Here is a 20,533-nt window from a genome sequence, read left to right on the forward strand (position 1 = left end):
GCATGGGACGCGTCTTCGTCGCCGGCAGCATCAACATGGATGTGGTGGCGACGGCCACCCGGCATCCGAAGGTCGGCGAGACCGTCGCCGGCAACGCCGTGCATTATTTTCCGGGCGGCAAGGGTGCGAACCAGGCGGTCGCCGCGGCGAAGCTGGGTGCAACAACCGCGTTGATCGGCCGGCTGGGCCGAGATGCCTTCGGGCAGCAATTGCGGACGTTCCTCGCCGCGCAAGGCGTCGACCTCGCGCTCGTCAAGGACATCGCCGGGATCCATAGCGGGACGGCCATCATCACCATCGCCGACGCCGACAATACCATCGTCGTTGTGCCCGGCGCCAATGCGCTGGTCAGCGCTGAGGATGTCGCCGCCCCCGTGCTCGCCAAAGGCGACGTCGCCGTCAGCCAGTTCGAAATTCCGCAAGCGACGATCGGCGCCTTCTTCAAACGGGCGCGCACGGCCGGGGCGACCACCATCCTCAACCCGGCGCCGGCGATGGCCTGCGGGCCGGAATTGCTTGAACTCGCCGACATCATGATCCTCAACGAAACCGAGCTCGGGTTTCTCGCCGGCACCGCGCTGGCCGATACCGACGCCCCCGAACGTTTTATTGAAGCAGCGCGGCGCCTGCCGACCGGTGCCGACAAAACCATTTGCGTCACGCTGGGCAAGCGCGGCGTGCTCGCGCTCATGGGCGGCGAACCCTCGCTGATTGCGGGGCGTGCCGTGAAGGCGGTGGACACCACCGGCGCCGGCGATTGCTTTGTCGGCGCCCTCGCAGCCCAGCTTGCCAATGGAAAGGCGATCCGCGACGCGCTCGAATACGCCAATGCCGCCGCATCGATCTGCGTGCAGCGAATGGGCGCCGCGCCGTCGATGCCGACAGCGGCCGAGGTGGCGAACGCCCTGCAGCCGTAGCCCGGATGGAGCGAAGCGCAATCCGGGATCACCCACGCCGCATGCAACAGCCCCGGATTTCGCTTCGCTGCATCCGGGCTACAGAACTCGGCCGCCTCCGACTTATGTCAGCGCGCGCTTCAAATCAAAACTCGCATCCGCCGCCTGCTCCGGCGTGATCGATCCGTGGGCGGCAAGCAGGCGCCGGCCGAACATGTGGTCGCCGGCGCGATTGACGGACTCGATGCCGACGAGTTGCCCGGATTTGTAACAGAACGCCGAGAACGCCCCCTGGGCGCGATCGCCGCGCACCACCACGCGGTCGTAGCCGGTGGTCAGTCCCACCATCTGCAGCTTGTCGGGACCCTGATCGCTCCAGAACCAGGGCAAGCCGTCATAGGGCTTGGCATCGCCGGTGAGCCGGGTCGCGACGCAGCGCGCGTGGTCGGTGGCGTTCTGCACCGACTCCAGCCGCAGCGAGCCGCCGAACCGCGGGCTCGCATACAGCGCACAATCGCCTATCGCCGAGACGTTCGGGTCGGAGGTCAGCAAATGCTCGTCGACCACGATGCCGGCCGCGACCTTCAGCCCTGCCTCCGCCGCCAGTTCGACATTGGGCAGGACGCCGACGCCGACCACGATCAGGTCGGCTTTGATATGCCGTCCGTCGCTGAGGCTGACCCCGGTGACCTTGCTGCCGTCGCTCTCGATGCTGGTGACCTGGACGCCGAGATGAATCCGGATGCCGGCCGCGGTGTGCCGCGATTGAAAATATTCCGAGATTTCCGCGGTCACCGCGCGCGCCATCACCCGCGGCGCGAGCTCGATGACGTCGACTTCGAGGCCCTTGGCCCGCGCGGTCGCGGCAAATTCGAGGCCGATAAATCCGGCGCCGATCACGACGACGCGCTGGCCCGGGCCAATGTAGTCCCGCAAGGACTGGCTCTCATCGAGCGTCCGCAGATAGCGCACGCTGTCGAGATTGGCATTGGGAATGTCGAGCAGGCGATTGCGCGCACCGGTCGCCAGCACGAGATGGCCGTAATCGAGCGAAGTGCCGGAGGCGAGCCGCACCTTGCGCGCGGCGCGGTCGATCGATACCGCGCGATCGGAGATCAGATCGATGGTCTGGTCATGATAGAATTTTTCCGGGCGGAACATCAGGCTGTCGGGTCCGCCGGTCCCCTTCAGGTAGGCCTTGGATAGCGGCGGCCGCTGGTACGGCAGATGGCCTTCATCGTTCAACAGCGCGATGCGTTCGGAAAAGCCGTGCTGGCGCAGCGACATCGCAAGCTGAAAGCCCGCGTGGCCCGCGCCAATGATGACAATCGGTCCTGCCGTCATGGGAACATCCTACGTTCGAGCGCACGGGAATGACCCATGTCGTTTCCTCTCCACTGATTTTGGCTTGCCTGTCTCGTCCCTTGGAAGCGGCGCTCGTGTCCGTTCCGAACGATGACAGGCCCTATCTGAGCTCATGGCGCGAACAGACGCAAGAGCGCCATCGCCCCGGGGGGGAAGGATTGCCAGGCATTTTGCAGGCTTGGCCGGGGATTGTCACCTCTTACCTTCTGCTATTTAAATGCTGGCCTCCGTTCCGAGCCGAGGCCCAGCCATGCCGACGTCAGATGATACCGCCGCCAGCGCCCCTGCCCTGCTCCGGATCGAGGGTCCGATTGCCACCATCACCCTGAACCGGCCCGCGGCCTTCAATTCCATCAATCTGTCGATCGCGCAAAAGCTCGAGCAGCTAGGCAGCGAGGTCGAGGGCAACGACGATATCCGTGTGCTTGTCATCGAGGGTGAAGGCCGCGCCTTCTCGGCCGGCGGCGATCTGCAGACCATTGGAGCTGCCGCCGCCAACGATACCATCGCGCCCGTGGTCGGCGAGTTGCTGAAGCACTACCACGCCTTTATCGAGACGGTGCGGCGGATGCCGAAGATCGTTCTCTCCAGCGTCCACGGCTCCGCCGCCGGTGCTGGCATGGGGCTCGCCTTCATCGCTGATCTCTGCATTGCCGCCGACGACGCCCGCTTCACGCCGGCCTATGCCAAGATCGGCGTCTCGCCGGACGGCGGCAGCACGGTCGGCATGGTCGGCACCGTCGGCACCCGCCGCGCGTTGCAGATATTTTTGGCCGAAGACAGTTTTACAGCGCAGCAGGCCTATCAATGGGGCCTGGTCGCCCGCGTCGTTCCGGCAGCGGAACTGAAGGCAGAGACGCGCAAATTCGCCGAACGGCTGGCGCAGAATCCGCCCGCGGCGATCGCCGGCACCAAGTCGCTGGTCTATCAGGCCGCGGTTACACCGACCAGGCAGCAACTCGATGCCGAGGAAGCGAAGATCATCGACGCCATGCACACCGACGACTTCCGCGTCGCGGTGAAGAAGTTCACCAGCAAGGGAAAGTAGTGGCGCGTTGATACCGCCTGCTCAACTGTCATCATCCGCGAAGGCGGATGATCCAGTACGCCGCGCTCGCTCAATTCAAGTTCAATGCCTCGGCGTACTGGATGCCCCGCCTTCGCGGGGCATGACGCCACAGGGCTACCCCTTCCCCCGCCCGCGCATGAAATCGAAGTCGCAGCCCTCGTCAGCCTGCAGAATCGTCTCGTTGAACAGGTGCGCGTAGCCGCGCCTGGCCCAATCGGGCGCGACGGCCGGAGCAAGCGCCGCGCGGCGCTTCGCCAGTTCCGCCTCGTCGACCAGCAGATCGATGCTGCGTTTCGCGACATCGAGGCGGATCATGTCGCCGTTCTTCACCAGCGCCAGCGGACCGCCCACGGCGGATTCCGGCGTGATGTGCAGCACGATGGTGCCGAACGCGGTGCCGCTCATGCGCGCGTCGGATATCCGCACCATGTCCTTGGTCCCACCACGCGCGAGTTTCTTCGGGATCGGCAGATAGCCAGCCTCCGGCATTCCGGGCGCACCCTTGGGGCCGGCATTGCGCAGCACCAGCACGTCATCGGCGTTGACGTCGAGATCGGGATCGTCGACCCGCAGCGTCATGTCCTCGACGGATTCGAACACCACGGCACGGCCGGTATGCTGCAGCAGTTTCGGGCTTGCCGCTGATTGCTTGATGACCGCGCCGCGCGGCGCCAGGTTGCCATGTAGCACCGCCATCGCGCCTTCGCTCTTGATCGGATTGTCGCGCGGACGGATGGCGTCTTGCCCCGGCACCTCCTCGGCGTCGGCGACGACCTCGCGCAGCGTCTGCCCCGTAATGGTTTTGGCATCGAGATCGATGAGATCGCCGAGCTGCGCCATCAATTTCGGCACGCCGCCGGCATGATGAAAATGCTCCATGTAATGCTCGCCTGACGGTTTCAGGTCGATCAGCACGGGCACCTCGCGGCCGAGCTTGTCGAACGCTTCGAGATCGATGCGGTGTTTGGTGCGGTTGGCAATCGCCGTCAGATGAATGAGCCCGTTGGTCGAGCCGCCGATCGCCTGTAGTACCACTTGTGCGTTCTGGAAGGAGGCCTGCGTCAGCAATTCGCTGGGTTTTGGTCCCTTGGCCTTGGCCATCACGGCCGCCACCCTGCCGCTCGCCTCCGCCGAGCGAAAGCGCTCGGCATGCGGCGCCGGGATCGTCGCGCTCATCGGCAGCGACAGACCGAGCGCCTCGGTGATGCATGCCATGGTCGAGGCGGTGCCCATCACCATGCAGGTGCCGACCGACGGCGCGAGCCGGCCGTTGACGGCTTCGATTTCAATGTCGTCAATTTCGCCGGCGCGATATTTTCCCCACAGCCTCCGGCAATCCGTGCACGCCCCCAGAACTTCGCCCTTGTGATGCCCGACCACCATCGGCCCCACGGGAATAACGACGGTCGGCAGGTCGGCACTGACGGCGGCCATGATCTGCGCCGGCAAGGTCTTGTCGCATCCGCCGATCACGACCACGGCGTCCATCGGCTGCGCGCGGATCATCTCCTCGGTGTCCATCGCCATCAGATTGCGAAGATACATCGAGGTCGGATAGGCAAAGCTCTCGGCGATCGAGATAGTCGGGAACACCATCGGCATCGCGCCAGACAGCATCACGCCGCGCTTCACCGCTTCGATGATCTGCGGAACGTTGCCGTGACAGGGATTGTAGTCGCTGTAGGTATTGGTGATGCCGACGATCGGCCGGTTCAGCGCATCATCCGAATAGCCCATCGCCTTGATGAAGGCCTTGCGCAGGAACAGCGAGAAGCCAGCATCGCCATAACTCGTCAGTCCCTTGCGAAGTCCGTCGGCCATTTTCTTGCTTCCTGTCTTCGAGGCTTTAGCTTCCGGGCGCGCCCGGTGAGCCCGGGCCACGATATGATCGTCAGTATGGTTTCCGGGCCCGCGCCGCAAGGGCGCATACCCCTGAATGACCGGTCACTTCTTCCAGTCGATAATCCGGCCCTTGTCGCCGTCGAACTCCATGCTGCAGAACGTGCCGCCCTGGTAGTAATCGCCGACCGGGTCCGGCTTGAGCTTGGCCTGTTCGGCCATCGCGTGTTCGCGGAAATCTTCGCCACGGCCGGTCGGGCGATAACCGAGCTCATAGGCGCGATGGTTGTCCCACCAGGCGCGCTCGTTATGGGAGGCGCCGTAGAATATCTCGAAATGAATATCGGGATGATCGAGCCCGATGCGGCAGAGTTGCACCAGATCTTCCGGCTTCAGCCAGATCGACAGGCGACGATGATCGAGCGGCATCTCGCCGAAATTGCCGATCCGGATGCAGGTCACGCCGAGCCCGTGCTTGTCGGCATAGAGCGCGCCGACCGCTTCGCCGAATACCTTGCTGACGCCGTAACGGCTGTCGGGGCGTGCGGTGACGTCGGTGCCGATGCGGTGGTGGCGCGGGTAGAAGCCGACTGCGTGGTTGGACGAGGCGAACACCACGCGCTTGACGCCCTTCTTCCGCGCCGCCTCGAACAGATTGTAGCCGCCGATGATGTTGGACTGCAGGATCGAATCCCAGGGCCCTTCGACCGAATAACCACCGAAATGCAGGATGCCGTCAACGCCTTCGCAGATCGCCTCGACCTGGGCCAGATCGGCCAGATCGGCGGCCTTGAACTTCTCGTCCTTGCCGAGATCGGCCGGCGCCTTCAGATCGCTCAGCAGCAGGTCCGGATAGATCGGCGGCAGCAGCTTGCGCAAGGATGTGCCGATCCCGCCGGCAGCGCCGGTCATCAATATGCGTGGCATTTCGTTCCTCTTATCTCTCGACCGATTTGCGGTCATTAGCTGACAATGATAGCAAATCCAACTGTCAGGGAAACGCAACAACGAGAACAGCAAATGTCCGATGCAGCATCGCATTCCACCGGCTGGCGCCCGGCCACGTATTACCCCGATCCGGCCATCCGCGCACTCGATCCGCGCTTTGAGAGATATTGGCTCAAGCTGTCGGCGGTGGAGCGGCTGACCACCGGCCTGCGCTGGGCAGAGGGCCCGGTGTGGTTCGGCGACGGGCGCTACCTGCTGTGCAGCGACATTCCGAACCAGCGCATCCTCAAATGGGAAGAGGAGACCGGCGCGGTCAGCATCTTCCGCAAGCCGTCGAACTTCGCCAACGGCAACACCCGCGACCGTCAGGGACGGCTCGTCACGTGCGAGCATGGCGGCCGCCGCATCACCCGCACCGAATATGACGGATCGATCACAGTGCTGATGGACTCCTTCGACGGCAAGCGCCTGAACTCTCCGAACGACGTGATCGTCAAATCCGACGGCTCGATCTGGTTCACCGATCCGGTGTTCGGCCTGCTCGGCAATTACGAGGGCTACAAGGCCGAGCCGGAGATCGACGCCAATGTCTACCGGATCGATGGCGCGACCGGCAAAGCCACCATCGTCGCCGAGGGCGTGCTCGGGCCGAACGGGCTGTGCTTCTCGCCGGACGAGAAGATTCTCTACATCATCGAATCCCGCGGCGTGCCGAACCGCAAGATCCTTGCCTACGACGTCGCGGCCAGCGGCGACAAGCTTGCCGACAAGCGCGTCCTGGTCGACGCCGGCCCCGGCACACCCGACGGCATGCGCTGCGACATCGACGGCAATCTGTGGTGCGGCTGGGGCATGGGCGATCCCGAACTCGACGGTGTCGTGGTGTTCGCCCCCGATGGCGTGATGATCGGCCGCATCGCGCTACCCGAACGCTGCGCCAATCTCTGCTTCGGCGGCTTGAAGCGCAACCGCCTGTTCATGGCCGCTAGCCAGTCGATCTACGCACTCTACGTGAACACGCAAGGCGCGCCGGGCGGCTGACGCAATCCATAAGGCTTTCGAAAAGCTAGCGCTCCTCGGTAGAGGCCTGCATCTTTTTGCCGAGCTTGAGCTTCGCAAGTTTCTCGGAAATCGCCACGCCGAAATGGCCCTGCGGCGACGACGGAGGCAACTCGTCGCGGGCCTCCCATTGCGAGATCTTCCCCTTCGCATCCTCGAAAGCCTGTTCCAGCGACACGCTCTCGCCGAGGCTTTGATTGAAGAAGGCATCGCCGAAATAGGTCCATTCGCGCTCGTTGGAGCAGCCGAATGACGTGCTGTTTTCGTCCGCGGCCGTCAGGACGATGCTGTCCGGCGACGCAAGCCGCTTGGCAAATATGCCGGAATAGCAGGCCGAAACGATCACCACCCGATTCCGGATGCCTTCGCGATCGAGAACGGATGCGACGTGTTCCGGACTGAGTACCGCGGTCATGGCGTCGCCCAGGAAGAGTCCGACGCCCGTCGGCCCACCGTGCGACGTGATGAAGACGACCAGGATATCTTCGTCCTTGTTCATGATCCCAGCCACGGCATGCACCGCCGCCGCAAAGTTCGTGCGGGTGGCCACCGGGGTGGTCACAAGGGTATCGCGATGGTTCACAAGCCGCATCGTACCGCGATCCATGCCGAGCGACCTGCTCAGGATCGACAAACCGCCGTTCAATTCCTTGATAAACACGTCCTGGTCGGACCAGCCTGCAACGCCAATGGCATAGACGTCGGTTGTGCCCTTGCGCTCGGGCAACAGCTTCTTGATTTCTGCTTCGACAAGATGTGGCTGCGAGAGTTCGACCGCCGCTGCGTCGATTGGAGCCGAATCGTCCGCTGGAGGAGGCTTCAACAATTTTGCGTAGCCCCACTCCCAGATATTGTAGGAGGACTGATTGTAATCGCGGCTGAGGAATGTCGGAAATGCCGGCAAGGCGACGATCGCGGCTCCTGCGACCGCACACAGCCAAAGGGCCCGCAGCACCGAGCTCTGATAAGGCCCGATGCCGGCGCCGCGGAAGATGGCGGCAACTGCACCGATCCACCAGACCACCACGATAATAATGGCAAGGACTACCTTGTCCGATTCGGTCCAGATGCCCGGCATCGGATTATAAATAGGGGACGGCACGCGGCGGGCCGCAATCAGCATCCACTCCAGAAGCGTGGCCAGCACCGCAAGCTGCGCCAGGACGACCGCGCGATCCTTCGAGATAAACAGCGAAGCGATCGCGACGAAAACCGCCATCGCAGCAATGATCGAATTGATACCATAGATGCTGAAGAACGACGGACTATCGACCGTCAGATATTGGCGCGCGGCTTCCGAACCCATAGCCAAGGTCGCGAAGACGAGGACGGTGAAAACCGAGACCGAACACTCGGCCGCGGTGCTCCGCCAAAGCGCCGCGCGCAGCGTTGTCCGCATGATCCAGAGGAAATTCTTCATACCTGACCGACCAAAGACCCAACTCCCGCGATATCGTGAGGGTAGAAGACGAACGATTGATTTATTCGATCTACGAAATTGATCCGAATTGCGTTATTTCGTACCATCACCTTTCGGTTGTTGGACCCGAGATTGACCTTCGGCAGCTTTGCATTAACTACTTTGCGCGGTTCCACGCAGGCAGGCCCTGCGTTCGTTCACCCCTTCTTTTCCTGTGCGTCGGCGGTCTGCTTGGCGAGCGCGTCTTCAAACGCCTTTTCCAGCGTCGCGGCATAGGCGTTGAACTCGCCGGGATTGACGAATGGATTGGGCGCGCCATCCGAGATCATGGCACGCTTGTCCTGCATCCTGTACATTTCCGGATGCGGCGCGAGCAGCACATCCACCTTCATGTCCTTCGCCCGTGCAAACGTCTTCCGGTAGTCGGCGACGATCCCGGAATAGGTCGGGTTGGGGACGAGGCGGTTCAGCGCCACGGTGCCGCTGCAGAAAACGAGGACGGATCGCGTGGCGTCGCCATCCCTGACGGAGAATTCCCAACTCGTGCAGCCCGGCGAATGGCCGGGGGTTTCGCGGGCGGTCAGCGTGACATCGCCTATCGCGACCTTATCGCCTTCGCGCACCATGCGATCCACCTTCACCGGCGGAAAATTGAGCGCCGTATCTTCCTGCGCGCCCGGATAGTAGCCGCCTTCGAGCAACGGCTTGTCGGCTTCGCCCGCGACCATCTGGGCGCCGCTGGCCTGCTTCAATTCGGCAAGGCCGCCGGTGTGATCGATATGCGCATGGGTGTTGACGAGGTATTTGATGTCGGTGATCTTGAAGCCCAGTTTCTCGATGTTCGCTTTGATCTGCGACGTTGCCTCCGGCATCACCGTATCCACCAGGATATGGCCCTGCGGCGACGTGATCAGGTAGGACGCCAGGCCGTCGGTTCCGACATAATAGACGTTGCCGATCATCTTGAACGGCTCGGTCGGTGTGTTCCACTTTACCTTGAGCGTCTCAAGCAGATCCTTGACGGTCTGGGCCTGCACTGTCCCGGCAAGCGGCAGCAGCGCGACGAGCGCCACGACGATTTTCTTCACGGGCATCCTCCGTCTTTTCTTGTTGCATCGTCGCCGTGTCGGCATCGACGAGTCTTAGCCTGACGATGATTCTGGTCAAAAAAATGCCGGCCGCTTTTCAGCAGCCGGCATCTTTCACGATCGGCGCGAGCGCCGCATCAATTTACGCGGCGTTGTAGCCGGCGACCGCCTTCACCTCGAGATATTCTTCAAGGCCGTACTTGCCCCACTCGCGGCCGTTGCCGGATTGCTTGTAGCCGCCGAACGGCGCGGTGCGGTCGTTCGGCACGCCCTGCAGGTTGATGTTGCCGGCGCGGATCTGGCGGGCCACGCGGCGCGCGCTTTCCACCGTATCGCCCGTGACGTAACCGGCGAGACCATAGGGCGTGTCATTGGCGATCTTCACCGCTTCGGCTTCATCCTTGGCGCCGATGATCGTCAGCACGGGTCCGAAGATTTCTTCGCGGGCAATCGTCATGTCGTTGGTGACGTCGGCGAAGATGGTCGGGCGGACATAGAAGCCCTTGTTGACGCCCTCGGGGAGACCGGGACCGCCGGCGACGAGGGTCGCGCCTTCATCGATGCCCTTCTTGATCAGCGCCTGGATCTTGTCCCACTGGATACGCGACACGACCGGGCCGATGGTGGTGCCTTCGGCGCGGGGATCGCCCGCCTTGGTCTTGTCGGCGACGCCCTTGGCGATTGCGGCCACTTCCTTCATCTTCGACAGCGGCACGATCATCCGCGACGGCGCGTTGCACGACTGTCCGGAGTTGTTGAACATGTGCATCACGCCGCCGGTGACGGCCTTGGTGAGGTCGGCGCCTTCGAGGATGACGTTCGGCGACTTGCCGCCGAGTTCCTGGCTGACGCGCTTCACGGTGGGCGCGGCGCGCTTGGCGACGTCGACGCCGGCGCGGGTCGAGCCGGTGAACGAGATCATGTCGATATCAGGATGCTCGGCCATCGCAGCGCCGACTTCGGGGCCGAGGCCGTTGAGCAGGTTGAACACACCCTTCGGCACGCCCGCTTCATGCAGGATTTCGGCGAAGATCAACGCCGAGGTCGGCGTGAATTCCGAGGGCTTGAGGATCATGGTGCAGCCGGCGGCGAGCGCGGGCGCGACCTTGCAGGCGATCTGGTTGAGCGGCCAGTTCCAGGGCGTGATCATGCCGATGACACCGACCGGCTCGCGCACGACGACGGCCGAACCGATCGTCTCTTCGAAATGATAGTTCTTCAGCACTTCGAGCGTGGAAGCGATGTGGCCAAGGCCGGCACCGGCCTGCAGGCGTTCAGCCATCGGCAGCGGTGCGCCCATCTCATCGGAGACGGCGGCGCCGATGTCCTTCATGCGGGTCTTGTAGATCTCGATGATCTTCTCGAACAGCGCGATGCGCTCCTCGCGGCTGGTCTGCGAATAGGTCACGAAGGCGCGCTTGGCGGCGGCCACGGCCTTGTCGAGGTCGGCCTTGGAGCCGAGCGCAACTTCATACATCGCGTCTTCGGTCGCCGGGTTGACGACGGGGGTGGACTTCTTGACGGCGGGATCGACCCAGGCGCCATCGATGTAGAATTGCATGCGATTGACCATCGGAAACCTCTTTATCTCGGAGCAATGGAGGGGAACGGTAGCGTTCGGCAGGCATCCTTGCACGAAAGCCAGGGCAGTTGAACCCGCCATATGCGGGGTGCCGCGATGCGGCAGGCGCTGGATATAAGGACAGGGATGGCAGGGTAGCAAGGTGCTCACGCTGGCATTCTGTCGTGCGGAGAGACCCCCACCCCGGCCCTCCCCCGCACGCGGGAGAGGGAGAAGATTGCCGCAGCAGCGAGTGAAAATTCAATGCAGCGTCTAGACGCAACTTCAATCAACTCAAATGTCATGCGATCGCCGCCGAGGCCCCAGATGTGCCCCCTCTCCCGCGCTTGCGGGGGAGGGTTGGGGTGGGGGTGGCGCGGCATCGGAAGTCTCGCATCAGTACCTCACACCGCCATCTTGCGGTGCCGCACCGGCGCGCCGACGGTCAGGCTTTCCGCTGCATCGATGATGGCGTTGGCGTCGATGCCGTAGTGGCGGTAGAGGTCGCCAATTGTACCGGTCTGGCCGAACTGCTCGACGCCGAGCGTCTCGGCGCGGTGGCCGCGCACGCTGCCGAGCCAGCCGAGCGCGGCCGGATGGCCGTCGATCACGGTCACGATGCCGCAATCGCGCGGCAACGGCGCCAGCAGCTTTTCGACATGGCTGAGATACTGGATGCCACGGCGGTCGCGCCGCAAATTCCGCGCGGCGGACCATCCGGCATGCAGCCGGTCGGCCGAGGTTACCGCCAGTAAAGCGACATCGCGGTGGCTTTCGCCGATGAAGCCCACCGCCTCGATCGCCTCCGGCGCCACCGCGCCGGTATAGGCGATCACGATGTCGCAGTTCGGCCCCGGCTCGCGCAGCCAGTAGGCGCCCTCGGTGATGTCGCTTTGCAGCTCCGGCGCCATGATGCGCTGCGGCTGGTCCAGCGTGCGGGTCGAGAGCCGCAAATAGACCGAACCGCCCTCGCCGGCTTCGCGCTGCATGTGGCGAAAACCCCATCCCATGATCACGGCAAGTTCATCGACAAAGGCCGGTTCGAACGAGGCCAGCCCATCCTGCGCCATGCCGATCAGCGGCGTGGCGATCGACTGATGCGCACCGCCCTCCGGCGCCAGTGTGATGCCGGATGGCGTCGCCACCACCATGAAGCGGGCGTCCTGGTAGCAGGCATAATTCAGCGCATCGAGGCCGCGCTCGATGAAGGGATCGTACAGCGTTCCGACCGGCAGCAGCCGTTCGCCATTGATCGCATGCGACAGCCCGAGCGCCGAGAGCATGATGAACAGGTTCATCTCGGCGATGCCGAGTTCCAGATGCTGTCCCCTGGGCGAATAATCCCAGTTGAAGGTCGACGGGATTTTCTCCTGCCGGAACAGGTCGTGGTTCTCGGCTTTGGCAAACAGGCCGCGGCGGTTGACCCAGGCGCCGAGATTGGTCGAGACGGTGACGTCGGGCGACGCGGTGACGATACGCGCGGCCAGTTCCGTATCGCCGCGCGCGAGTTCATTGAGCACCAGCCCAAAGCCCTGTTGGGTCGACATCTGCGCCGCCGGCTTGAAGGTGAGCTGTTGCGGAACGTCAATGACGGGCGCGGTGAGACGGCGGCGGCCTTCCTGGTTAAAGGGCGCGGCCGTCAGAAATGCTTCGAGCTCGGCCGGCAGCTGCGACAAGCCTTCGAACTTGTCCCATTCATGGCCAGGGCGGATGTTCTGCGCGGCGCGCCACTTCTCCATCTGCGCGACCGTCATCAGGCCCGCATGGTTGTCCTTGTGGCCCTGCATCGGCAGGCCGACGCCCTTGATGGTGTAGGCGATGAAGCAGACGGGGCGGTCGTGATCGATGGCTTCAAAGGCCTCGATCATGCTAGCCATGTCGTGTCCGCCGAGATTGGACATCAACGCCAGCAGTTCCTCGTCGCTGCGGCGGTCGATCAGTTGCGATACTTGCCCTTGATCGCCGACGTCGTCCTGCAAATGCTTGCGGAAGGCGGCACCACCCTGGAAGCACAGCGCCGCATACATCTGGTTCGGGCAATTATCGATCCAGCGCCGCAAAGCTTCGCCGCCGGGTTCGGCGAATGCCGCTTGCATCAGGCGGCCGTATTTCACGATCACGACCTCCCAGCCGAAATTTCGGAACATGCTCTCGAACTTCGCCCACAGCCCTTCGCGCACGACGGCATCGAGGCTCTGGCGGTTGTAATCCACCACCCACCAGGTGTTGCGCAGGCCGTGCTTCCAGCCCTCCAGCAGCGCCTCAAAAATGTTGCCCTCGTCCATCTCGGCATCGCCGACGAGCGCGATCATCCGTCCCTCGGGCCGGTCCTTCATCCAGCCATGCGCGGTGACGTAGTCCTGCACCAGCGAGGAGAACAGGGTTTGCGCGACGCCGAGACCGACCGAGCCGGTGGAGAAATCGACGTCGTCGGCATCCTTGGTGCGCGAGGGATAGGATTGCGCGCCCTTGTAGCCGCGGAAATTCTCCAGCTTCTCGCGGGCCTGGTGGCCGAACAGATACTGGATGGCGTGGAACACCGGGCTCGCATGCGGCTTCACCGCGACGCGATCCTGCGGACGGAGCACCGAGAAGTACAGCGCCGACATGATATTGGCGAGTGAGGCGGACGAGGCCTGATGGCCGCCCACTTTCAGTCCATCGGTATTGGGCCTGACGTGATTGGCGTGATGGATCGTCCATGACGATAGCCAGAGAACCTTGGCCGCCAGTGCGGACAATAGCTCAAGGCGTGCGGGCTCGATGGGCATGGCCATGCTCCGGACAGGATCAGTATGCGCCGATTTTAGCGGGCGGCGAGGTGTCAAATTTCTCAATTTCCTGCGACATACCCCACAATATTGGGATAATTTCCCACAAACCTCCTCCAAACCATGAGTCCATCCCAATGCCTGACCTCGACGCCATCGACCGCAAGATTCTCGGCCTGCTGCAATCCGACAGCCGAATGACCATGCAGGAACTGGCCGACAGGGTCGGCCTGTCCGTGTCGCCCTGCCATCGCCGGGTCAAGCTTCTGGAAGAGCGCGGCGTCATCACGCGCTACATCGCGACCGTCGACCAGAAGTCGTTGGGGCTCCATGTCAGCGTCTTCATCTCGATCAAGCTGGCGCGGCAGAAGGAAGAGGACCTCAACCGGTTTGCGAAAGCGATTTCGAAATGGGACGAGGTGCTGGAATGCTACCTGATGACCGGCAACCGCGACTATCTCCTGCGCGTCGTCGCCGCCGATCTCTCCTCCTACGAAGCGTTCCTGAAGAACAAGCTGACACGGCTCGACGGCATCGCCTCGATCGAGTCGAGCTTTGCGCTGAGCCAGGTGAAGTATTCGATCGCGCTGCCGGTGTGACACGACACTCTCCACGTCATTGCGAGCGCAGTCCCGTAGGATGGGTGGAGCGAAGCGATACCCATCAATGCCAGTGCGTGTGGCGATGGGTATCGCTTCGCTCCACCCATCCTACGACATAACTTCGCGATCTCGCGGCGCGTTGCGTCCGAGGTTTGCATCTTCGTTTGCCCTCCAGAACTTAGAGGGCGCAGGGAAGACCGGGTGCTTGCTGCACCCGCGGTCTCGCGTGCGATTTGCACAAACAAAACTGCACACGAGCATACAGGGCAGCGGGAGCATTCCGGCCTTCCCTGCGCAATGGCTTTACGGCTTACTTCGTGCTCTTCCTGGTGAACGGCTTTCTTGCCACCATCGCCGGCGGGACACCGCGCTCGATCCGATAGGATCGATGCGCAACCGCCAACTTAGCGCCAGCACCGCGGCGCCCGAACCACACGACTTCGCCGTACGCTTTCGGCGCGTACGTCTAGCGCGCCTTCCGCGTCCATCGCATCTCACTGCACGTTCGTGACGATCGCGAGCGCCCCTCATCTGCCGTGAGACGGGCGGAGTTATGCGAGTGATTTGGGTGAGAACGAAAGCGGAATATTTTTGCAAAGAGGGCTGGACAGGTTTTGACTGATTTGCCCGTCGTGCCAGTTTGTCGCAGACCGCTGCACGAAGTTGTGCTTGCGCGCAAAGCAAATCAACTCGCAGCAATCGTGGGACCTTGCAATTGCTGCTTGCTCGCTCCACCATCCCGAGGGGCGGTATATCAGAAGCGGTATATCGAATTGGAACGGTTGGACGATCTCGAAGCCTTCCTGGCTGTTATCGAGAAGGGCAGCCAGGCGGCGGCCTCACGGCATCTTCGACGCCCGTTGCAGTCGCTCAACCGGTCGCTGCTGACGCTGGAACGCGCCCTCGGCGTCGAACTCGTGAAACGCACCACGCGACGATCGGAACCGACCGAGGCCGGGCGGGTGTTCTACGAGCGCATCAAGCCGGCGGTTGCAGCGATCATCGAAGCGCGGACCGAGGCAGCCAGCCTGCGCGGCGAAATTTCCGGCCCGTTGAAAGTCGGTGCGCCCATCCTGTTTGCGTCATCCTATGTGGCGCCGATCGTCAGCCGTTTTCTAAATCTCTATCCCAATGTGGATGTCGAACTCCGGGCCTCCGACGAGCAGGCCGATCTCGTTGCCGACGGCCTCGATATCGCCGTGCGGATCGGCGACTCCACCGATGAGTCCCTGATTGCCCGGCGGTTGCATACGCTGCGCGTCGTTATCGTTGGCGCGCCATCCTATTTCGCCCAACACGGCCGGCCGAAGCACCCAAACGATCTCGAACAGCACGCCTGCATCCTGCGGGCCGGTACTGATGTGATCGACAAATGGCCGTTTCGCATCGACGGCCGGCTCCAGTCGGTCAAGGTGCACGGTCGCTTTCGTTCGAACAGCGCCGCTTCGATCCGCGCGGCCGCGAGCGAAGGCACCGGCCTTGCGCTGCTACCACTATGGCAAATCAACGATCTCGTCGCGCGGGACGCGCTTGCAATCGTACTGCCGGAATTTGAAGCCGATGGAATGCCGATTCAGCTGGTCTGGCCGCCGACGCGGGCGCCGCTGGAACGCGTCCGTCGGTTCGTGGATTTTCTCGCGAGCAGCCTGAAGACCGATCTGCTCTAGCACCTCGCAAGACATTTGCGCATCAGAATACATTATAGCCGGGCGCAAGCAGATGTTCGGGATCATAGCGCCGCTTGGCCTCGCGAAGCTGCGGCCAGCCAGACCCGAAGTGAATCTCCCAGTCGAACGGCGACATGGCAAAGGCGCTGACCGGATAGAGAACGCCGCCGGCTTCTCGAATGCGATCGAACAGCGTGCGATTTTCCGCGACCATCCGCTCCGCCGTCGCCGCATCGTTCGAGGCCGGAATCCGAATGAGATTGAAGACAAACACGATATCTTCCGCTGGCAGCCGAACCAGCGGCGTGTGAAACGCGCCCGTGAGCAAGGGATAGAGGGCTATCCGCCCGAACGGACCGACAGCATCGCCCGTCAGCCCGGCCAGGATGTCGCCGGCAACTCGCTCGGCGTTGCTGCCGCGCAGGAATGTCAACAGCCAGGGCTGCGGATTGGACCACTGGCCTTTCGACCGCAGCAGATTTTCGAACTTTCCAAACGCTAGCGCATCCTCGTGATAGGTCAGGTCGGCGATGACGGCGGCGCCGCGCTCATCGGACAATCCGGAAAGCACGGCCCCGTCGTCAGGCGCCGAACTGCTCCCATAAGCTACCGCGCCATCGAGTTGATACCTCCAACCGCCGTTTCCATCGGGAAGGATCGCTCCCTGCAACTGGTCGAAGCGCCCTTCCGACAGGACGCGCCGCTGGTCTGCCGCCAGCGACGGGAAATCGCGGTAGAAGAGCTGAAAGCGCCTGATACGCTCGGGCGCGCGCACTAGGCGCAGCGTCGCCCGTGTGACGATGCCACATTGGCCGAGGCCGGCGCGGACGGCGTTAAAGAGATCGGGATTTTCGGCCGCCGAGCAGCTCAGTTCATTCCCCTCGCCCGTCACCACATCCAGCGCGATGACGTTGTCGGTTTGCATGCCATGCCTTGATGACGCCGCGCCGATGCCACCCGCCGCGATCGTTCCGCCGATCGAGAGGCCGAGATAGTTGGTCAGCACCGGCGGCGTGAGTCCCTGCGCCAATGTCGCCTCGAGCAGATCTTTCCACGCCACTCCGGCGTCGACCACGACGCGATCGGCCTTGATATCGCGGATCGAGTTCATCGCGCCCATATCGACCACGATACCGTTCTCGACCAAGGCGCGGCCATAAATCGAATGGCCCTGCCCGCGCGCCGCCACTTTGACGCCCTCGCCTTTCGCCCAACGCATCAGGCTCGCAATGTCGGCAGCCGATGCGGGCCTGAGTACGCCACATGGTTGCCGGTGAATGAGGCGGCCGAAATCATGCGCCGCTGCGGCGCGAACCTCCGGGTCAAGGCTGACATTGCCGGGTAGCTGCGGACGATCGACCGCTTGCGCCGATGTCGTGAGCCCGCTGGCGAGCGCGGCGGCGGTGACACCCAGGCCTGCGCTCAAAAACATGCGTCTGTCCGATGGCATGAAACCCTCCTTGTCCAGAGGCCGTGATGCTTGCCCGCAAAGCTGTGGCGTCGCGCGGCATCAGACAATCGCCGCGGCGCCGGATGGACATTCCCGCAAACCGGGAGGATCCCGCCTGTCCCGGGTCGCCGTTCATAGTGTGAGCGTGAACAAGTCTGGCGTCGTGGAACCCGTCCTCGCAGTTCCGCGATGCATGGCCGTTTTCGACGGATTTACGTCATTTCAGGCAGATCATCGCGGCAGTAGAACGGGAGTCGATTGAAATGAATGAGACGCGAGCCAGCAAATCATGAATTCGCGACGTGTATTGTGGAGTGCGATAGGCGCAATCGCACTTGCCGCCATGATCGGCGGAGCCTGGATTTTCTCGCTTCCGACGGCGCCTTCCGTCGCAGCCCCGCCAGCGATCACGCAAGACGAGCGTGACGCGACGATCCTGGCGCTGAAGCCGCCGAAGCGACAGCGCCCGCTGATCGCCATCATCGGCATCAACGACGCCACCGAAACTACTGATTACCTGATGCCCTACGGCATCCTCAAGCGCGCCGACGTCGCCGACGTCGTGACGCTGGCAACCCGCCCCGGCCCGATGACGCTGTTTCCGGCGTTGAAGATCGAACCGCAGGCGACCATAGCGACGTTCGATGCGCGGCATCCCGACGGCGCCGACTATGTCATCGTTCCCGCCATGAGCCGCGACGACGATCCCGAGGCGCTGCAATGGATCAGGAATCAGTCGGCCAAAAAGGCGATCATCATCGGCGTCTGCGTCGGCGCCAAGGTGGTCGGCGATGCCGGGCTGCTGCATGGCAAGCGGGCGACCACCCACTGGTATTCCGTCAAGGAATTGCGCGGCAAGCATCCCACGATGCGCTATGTCGAAGATCGGCGGCTGGTGGTCGATGACGGCGTGGCGACGACGACCGGCATCACGGCGTCGATGCCGATGTCGCTGGCGCTGATCGAGGCCATTGCCGGCCGCGACAAGGCGCGCGCTGTCGGCCGCGATATCGGCCTCGCCGACTGGGACGCACGGCATGAAAGCGACGAGTTTCGCTTCACGCGTCCGTTCGCGCTGACGGCGATCGGCAATACGACCGCGTTCTGGGCGCACGAGCGGCTCGGCATCGAACTCAAGGAAGGCGTAGACGAAGTGTCGCTGGCGCTCGTTGCGGACGCATGGTCGCGGACCTATCGGTCGCAGGCGGTGACGTTCGCGAGCACTGCAGGCGCACAACAGACCAGGAACGGCATTCGCATTCTGCCCGATGAGATCGCAGCGAATTGGCCGGTGGAACGTTTGCTGCCGTCTGTAGCGGATCGGAAACCAGCGGAAGCGCTGGACAACGCGCTGAACGGGATTGCGGCCCGCTACGGAACGCGCACCACCGATTTCGTCGCGATGCAGCTCGAGTACCCAAGGCACCGGGCGACGCAGTGAGGGCCATCCCGTCATTGCGAGCGCAGCGAAGCAATCCATTGTCACCTCGTGCACAGAAAGATGGATTGCTTCGCGGAGCCTGTCATCCGGCGGCGCTTCGCGCCGACCGGGTGGCTCGCAATGACGTGGAGAGAGCGCGGATCTGCATCCTTTAAGACGGCGCTCGCGCGCCTTTGCCCACTCTACATCGCTACGCTGCCCCGACGATCATCATCGCCACGGCTCGACGATGATCTTGGTGTGCGCTTCCGGGTTGGCGAGATCGGCGAACGCCTTGGCGACGCCGTCGATGCCGACGCTGGCAGTCACCATCGAGGCGGCATCGACCTGCCCTTCCGCGATCAGGCGCAAGGAATACGCGAATTCCTCCGGCGTGTAGCCCAGCACGTACTGAACGTTGAGCTCCTTGAGGATGCCGAGCATCGGCTCGGCGCGGTCGGTTTCCATGCAGACGCCGACCACGACGATGCGCGCGTCGCGCGGCGCGCCCTCGAACACCTGCTGGATCAGGCCGGGCACGCCGACGCACTCGAAGATCAGCGCAGGCTTCAGCGCCGGCAGCAACGCCTGCAGCGGCGGGCGCGCGGCCTTTTCTTCCGGCGACATCTGGGCGTGCTCGGCCCACGTCGCATAAGGTAGCGTGCGCGCAGGGTCGACGACCACGTCGGCACCGAGCTTTTCAGCGAGCGCGCGGCGGGCCGGCGAATAATCCGCAGCGACGATCGGGTGCAATCCCCTGATCTTCAGCGCCGCGATGACGGCGAGCCCGACCGGCCCGCAGCCGATCACCAGCGGCACCTCGCCGCCTTTGATATTGGCTTTTGCCACCGCGTGCACGCCGACCGCCAGCGGCTCGGTCAGCGCGGCATGCTCGGCGGCGAGGCCGTTCGGGACTTCGAGCAGCAAGGCTTCGCTGAGCAGCATACGCTCGGCATAGGCGCCGACATTGTCGTTGGAATAACCGATGCCCTGCGGGCCTTCCGCGGTCAAAAGCGCCGGCAGCGAACAGACTTTGGTGCCAGGCTTCAACTTCTGCGTCGTGCCCGGACCATAGTCGAGCACCTCGCAGCAGAATTCATGGCCGAACACGACGTCGCGCGAAAGGTCCATCGGCTTGCGGCCGGGAAAATGTTTTGCCAGTTCGACCATGCGGTGCGCGTGCTTGCGCGCGTGCAGGTCGGAACCGCAGATGCCGCAGGCCAGCGACTTCACCAGCACCATGCCGGACCCCGGTTTGGGCTCAGGCATCTCGTCGACGACAATTTCCCCGTTGCGGAAAATGGCTGCGCGCATGGTTCCTCCCGGTGATTTTTTTCACCTTAAAGCATTATCGGTTCTGATTGAATCAGAACCGATA

15 protein-coding genes are annotated in these 20,533 nt (G+C 63.2%); 6 read left to right on the forward strand and 9 right to left on the reverse strand.

From position 1 onward, the window contains the following. Nucleotides 1-2 precede the first annotated feature (2 nt). Nucleotides 3-917 carry a ribokinase gene (locus C7G61_RS33415; RefSeq protein ID WP_108521927.1) on the forward strand — a complete coding sequence of 305 codons (915 nt, stop codon included), beginning with the start codon at nt 3-5 and terminating at the stop codon, nt 915-917. A 102-nt stretch (nt 918-1,019) separates the two neighbouring features. Here the strand turns inward: C7G61_RS33415 and C7G61_RS33420 are convergent, their stop codons facing one another. Beyond that, the gene (locus C7G61_RS33420) at nt 1,020-2,240 is read right to left on the reverse strand and encodes an NAD(P)/FAD-dependent oxidoreductase (RefSeq protein WP_108521930.1); all 1,221 of its coding nucleotides are present in this window, start codon (nt 2,238-2,240) and stop codon (nt 1,020-1,022) included. Nucleotides 2,241-2,511: 271 nt separating this feature from the next. Here C7G61_RS33420 and C7G61_RS33425 point away from each other — a divergent pair, with 271 nt between their 5' ends. Continuing rightward, nucleotides 2,512-3,309 carry an enoyl-CoA hydratase/isomerase family protein gene (locus C7G61_RS33425; RefSeq protein WP_190242083.1) on the forward strand — a complete coding sequence of 266 codons (798 nt, stop codon included), beginning with the start codon at nt 2,512-2,514 and terminating at the stop codon, nt 3,307-3,309. Between the two features lie 135 nt (nt 3,310-3,444). Here C7G61_RS33425 and C7G61_RS33430 read toward each other — a convergent pair whose 3' ends face one another. After that, nucleotides 3,445-5,151, reverse strand: coding sequence for an IlvD/Edd family dehydratase (locus C7G61_RS33430; RefSeq protein ID WP_108521934.1), 1,707 nt, complete (start codon nt 5,149-5,151; stop codon nt 3,445-3,447). 123 nt (nt 5,152-5,274) lie between these two features. Then, entirely contained in the window at nt 5,275-6,096 is an 822-nt protein-coding gene (locus tag C7G61_RS33435) for an NAD-dependent epimerase/dehydratase family protein (protein WP_108521936.1), read from the reverse strand. 93 nt (nt 6,097-6,189) lie between these two features. On the opposite strand from C7G61_RS33435, the gene C7G61_RS33440 reads away from it, so the two are divergent. Then, nucleotides 6,190-7,158: an SMP-30/gluconolactonase/LRE family protein gene (locus tag C7G61_RS33440; protein WP_108521938.1), complete on the forward strand. Its 969-nt coding sequence runs from the start codon at nt 6,190-6,192 to the stop codon at nt 7,156-7,158. Between the two features lie 25 nt (nt 7,159-7,183). Here C7G61_RS33440 and C7G61_RS33445 read toward each other — a convergent pair whose 3' ends face one another. The 4 genes from C7G61_RS33445 to C7G61_RS33460 all read right to left on the reverse strand — a co-directional run bounded on the left by C7G61_RS33445 (nt 7,184) and on the right by C7G61_RS33460 (nt 14,016). After that, the gene (locus C7G61_RS33445) at nt 7,184-8,596 is read right to left on the reverse strand and encodes a C13 family peptidase (protein ID WP_108521940.1); all 1,413 of its coding nucleotides are present in this window, start codon (nt 8,594-8,596) and stop codon (nt 7,184-7,186) included. 197 nt (nt 8,597-8,793) lie between these two features. Then, nucleotides 8,794-9,684 (reverse strand): subclass B3 metallo-beta-lactamase, encoded by an 891-nt coding sequence (gene bla / locus C7G61_RS33450; protein ID WP_190242084.1) that lies wholly within the window; start codon nt 9,682-9,684, stop codon nt 8,794-8,796. A gap of 142 nt (nt 9,685-9,826) precedes the next feature. Then, nucleotides 9,827-11,257 carry an aldehyde dehydrogenase family protein gene (locus C7G61_RS33455; protein ID WP_108521943.1) on the reverse strand — a complete coding sequence of 477 codons (1,431 nt, stop codon included), beginning with the start codon at nt 11,255-11,257 and terminating at the stop codon, nt 9,827-9,829. 392 nt (nt 11,258-11,649) lie between these two features. Continuing rightward, a complete protein-coding gene (locus C7G61_RS33460; RefSeq protein WP_108521946.1) occupies nt 11,650-14,016 on the reverse strand; it encodes a transketolase in 2,367 nt (788 codons plus the stop codon). 137 nt (nt 14,017-14,153) lie between these two features. Here C7G61_RS33460 and C7G61_RS33465 point away from each other — a divergent pair, with 137 nt between their 5' ends. Next, on the forward strand, nt 14,154-14,615 hold the full coding sequence (locus tag C7G61_RS33465) for an Lrp/AsnC family transcriptional regulator (protein WP_108521948.1): 462 nt from the start codon (nt 14,154-14,156) through the stop codon (nt 14,613-14,615). A 785-nt stretch (nt 14,616-15,400) separates the two neighbouring features. Continuing rightward, nucleotides 15,401-16,285: a LysR family transcriptional regulator gene (locus tag C7G61_RS33470; protein ID WP_244608579.1), complete on the forward strand. Its 885-nt coding sequence runs from the start codon at nt 15,401-15,403 to the stop codon at nt 16,283-16,285. Nucleotides 16,286-16,307: 22 nt separating this feature from the next. On the opposite strand, the gene C7G61_RS33475 is transcribed toward C7G61_RS33470, so the two are convergent. Next, nucleotides 16,308-17,735: an FAD-binding protein gene (locus C7G61_RS33475; protein WP_108521952.1), complete on the reverse strand. Its 1,428-nt coding sequence runs from the start codon at nt 17,733-17,735 to the stop codon at nt 16,308-16,310. 289 nt (nt 17,736-18,024) lie between these two features. Between C7G61_RS33475 and C7G61_RS33480 the strand changes: the two genes are divergently transcribed. Further along, nucleotides 18,025-19,176, forward strand: a complete 1,152-nt coding sequence (locus C7G61_RS33480) for a DJ-1/PfpI family protein (RefSeq protein ID WP_108521954.1) — start codon at nt 18,025-18,027, stop codon at nt 19,174-19,176. 210 nt (nt 19,177-19,386) lie between these two features. On the opposite strand, the gene C7G61_RS33485 is transcribed toward C7G61_RS33480, so the two are convergent. After that, on the reverse strand, nt 19,387-20,469 hold the full coding sequence (locus tag C7G61_RS33485; protein ID WP_108521957.1) for a zinc-binding dehydrogenase: 1,083 nt from the start codon (nt 20,467-20,469) through the stop codon (nt 19,387-19,389). Nucleotides 20,470-20,533 lie beyond the last annotated feature (64 nt).

It is taken from the genome of Bradyrhizobium algeriense (genome assembly GCF_003062295.1).
GTDB classification, from domain to species: Bacteria; Pseudomonadota; Alphaproteobacteria; order Rhizobiales; family Xanthobacteraceae; genus Bradyrhizobium; species Bradyrhizobium algeriense.

Bases quoted from the DNA above. Each gene is read 5' to 3' on its own strand.
- C7G61_RS33415 (WP_108521927.1), top strand. From the start codon at position 3: ATGGGACGCGTCTTCGTCGCCGGCAGCATCAACATGGATGTGGTGGCG.
- C7G61_RS33420 (WP_108521930.1), bottom strand. From the start codon at position 2,240: ATGACGGCAGGACCGATTGTCATCATTGGCGCGGGCCACGCGGGCTTT.
- C7G61_RS33425 (WP_190242083.1), top strand. From the start codon at position 2,512: ATGCCGACGTCAGATGATACCGCCGCCAGCGCCCCTGCCCTGCTCCGG.
- C7G61_RS33430 (WP_108521934.1), bottom strand. From the start codon at position 5,151: ATGGCCGACGGACTTCGCAAGGGACTGACGAGTTATGGCGATGCTGGC.
- C7G61_RS33435 (WP_108521936.1), bottom strand. From the start codon at position 6,096: ATGCCACGCATATTGATGACCGGCGCTGCCGGCGGGATCGGCACATCC.
- C7G61_RS33440 (WP_108521938.1), top strand. From the start codon at position 6,190: ATGTCCGATGCAGCATCGCATTCCACCGGCTGGCGCCCGGCCACGTAT.
- C7G61_RS33445 (WP_108521940.1), bottom strand. From the start codon at position 8,596: ATGAAGAATTTCCTCTGGATCATGCGGACAACGCTGCGCGCGGCGCTT.
- C7G61_RS33455 (WP_108521943.1), bottom strand. From the start codon at position 11,257: ATGGTCAATCGCATGCAATTCTACATCGATGGCGCCTGGGTCGATCCC.
- C7G61_RS33460 (WP_108521946.1), bottom strand. From the start codon at position 14,016: ATGCCCATCGAGCCCGCACGCCTTGAGCTATTGTCCGCACTGGCGGCC.
- C7G61_RS33465 (WP_108521948.1), top strand. From the start codon at position 14,154: ATGCCTGACCTCGACGCCATCGACCGCAAGATTCTCGGCCTGCTGCAA.
- C7G61_RS33475 (WP_108521952.1), bottom strand. From the start codon at position 17,735: ATGCCATCGGACAGACGCATGTTTTTGAGCGCAGGCCTGGGTGTCACC.
- C7G61_RS33480 (WP_108521954.1), top strand. From the start codon at position 18,025: ATGAATTCGCGACGTGTATTGTGGAGTGCGATAGGCGCAATCGCACTT.
- C7G61_RS33485 (WP_108521957.1), bottom strand. From the start codon at position 20,469: ATGCGCGCAGCCATTTTCCGCAACGGGGAAATTGTCGTCGACGAGATG.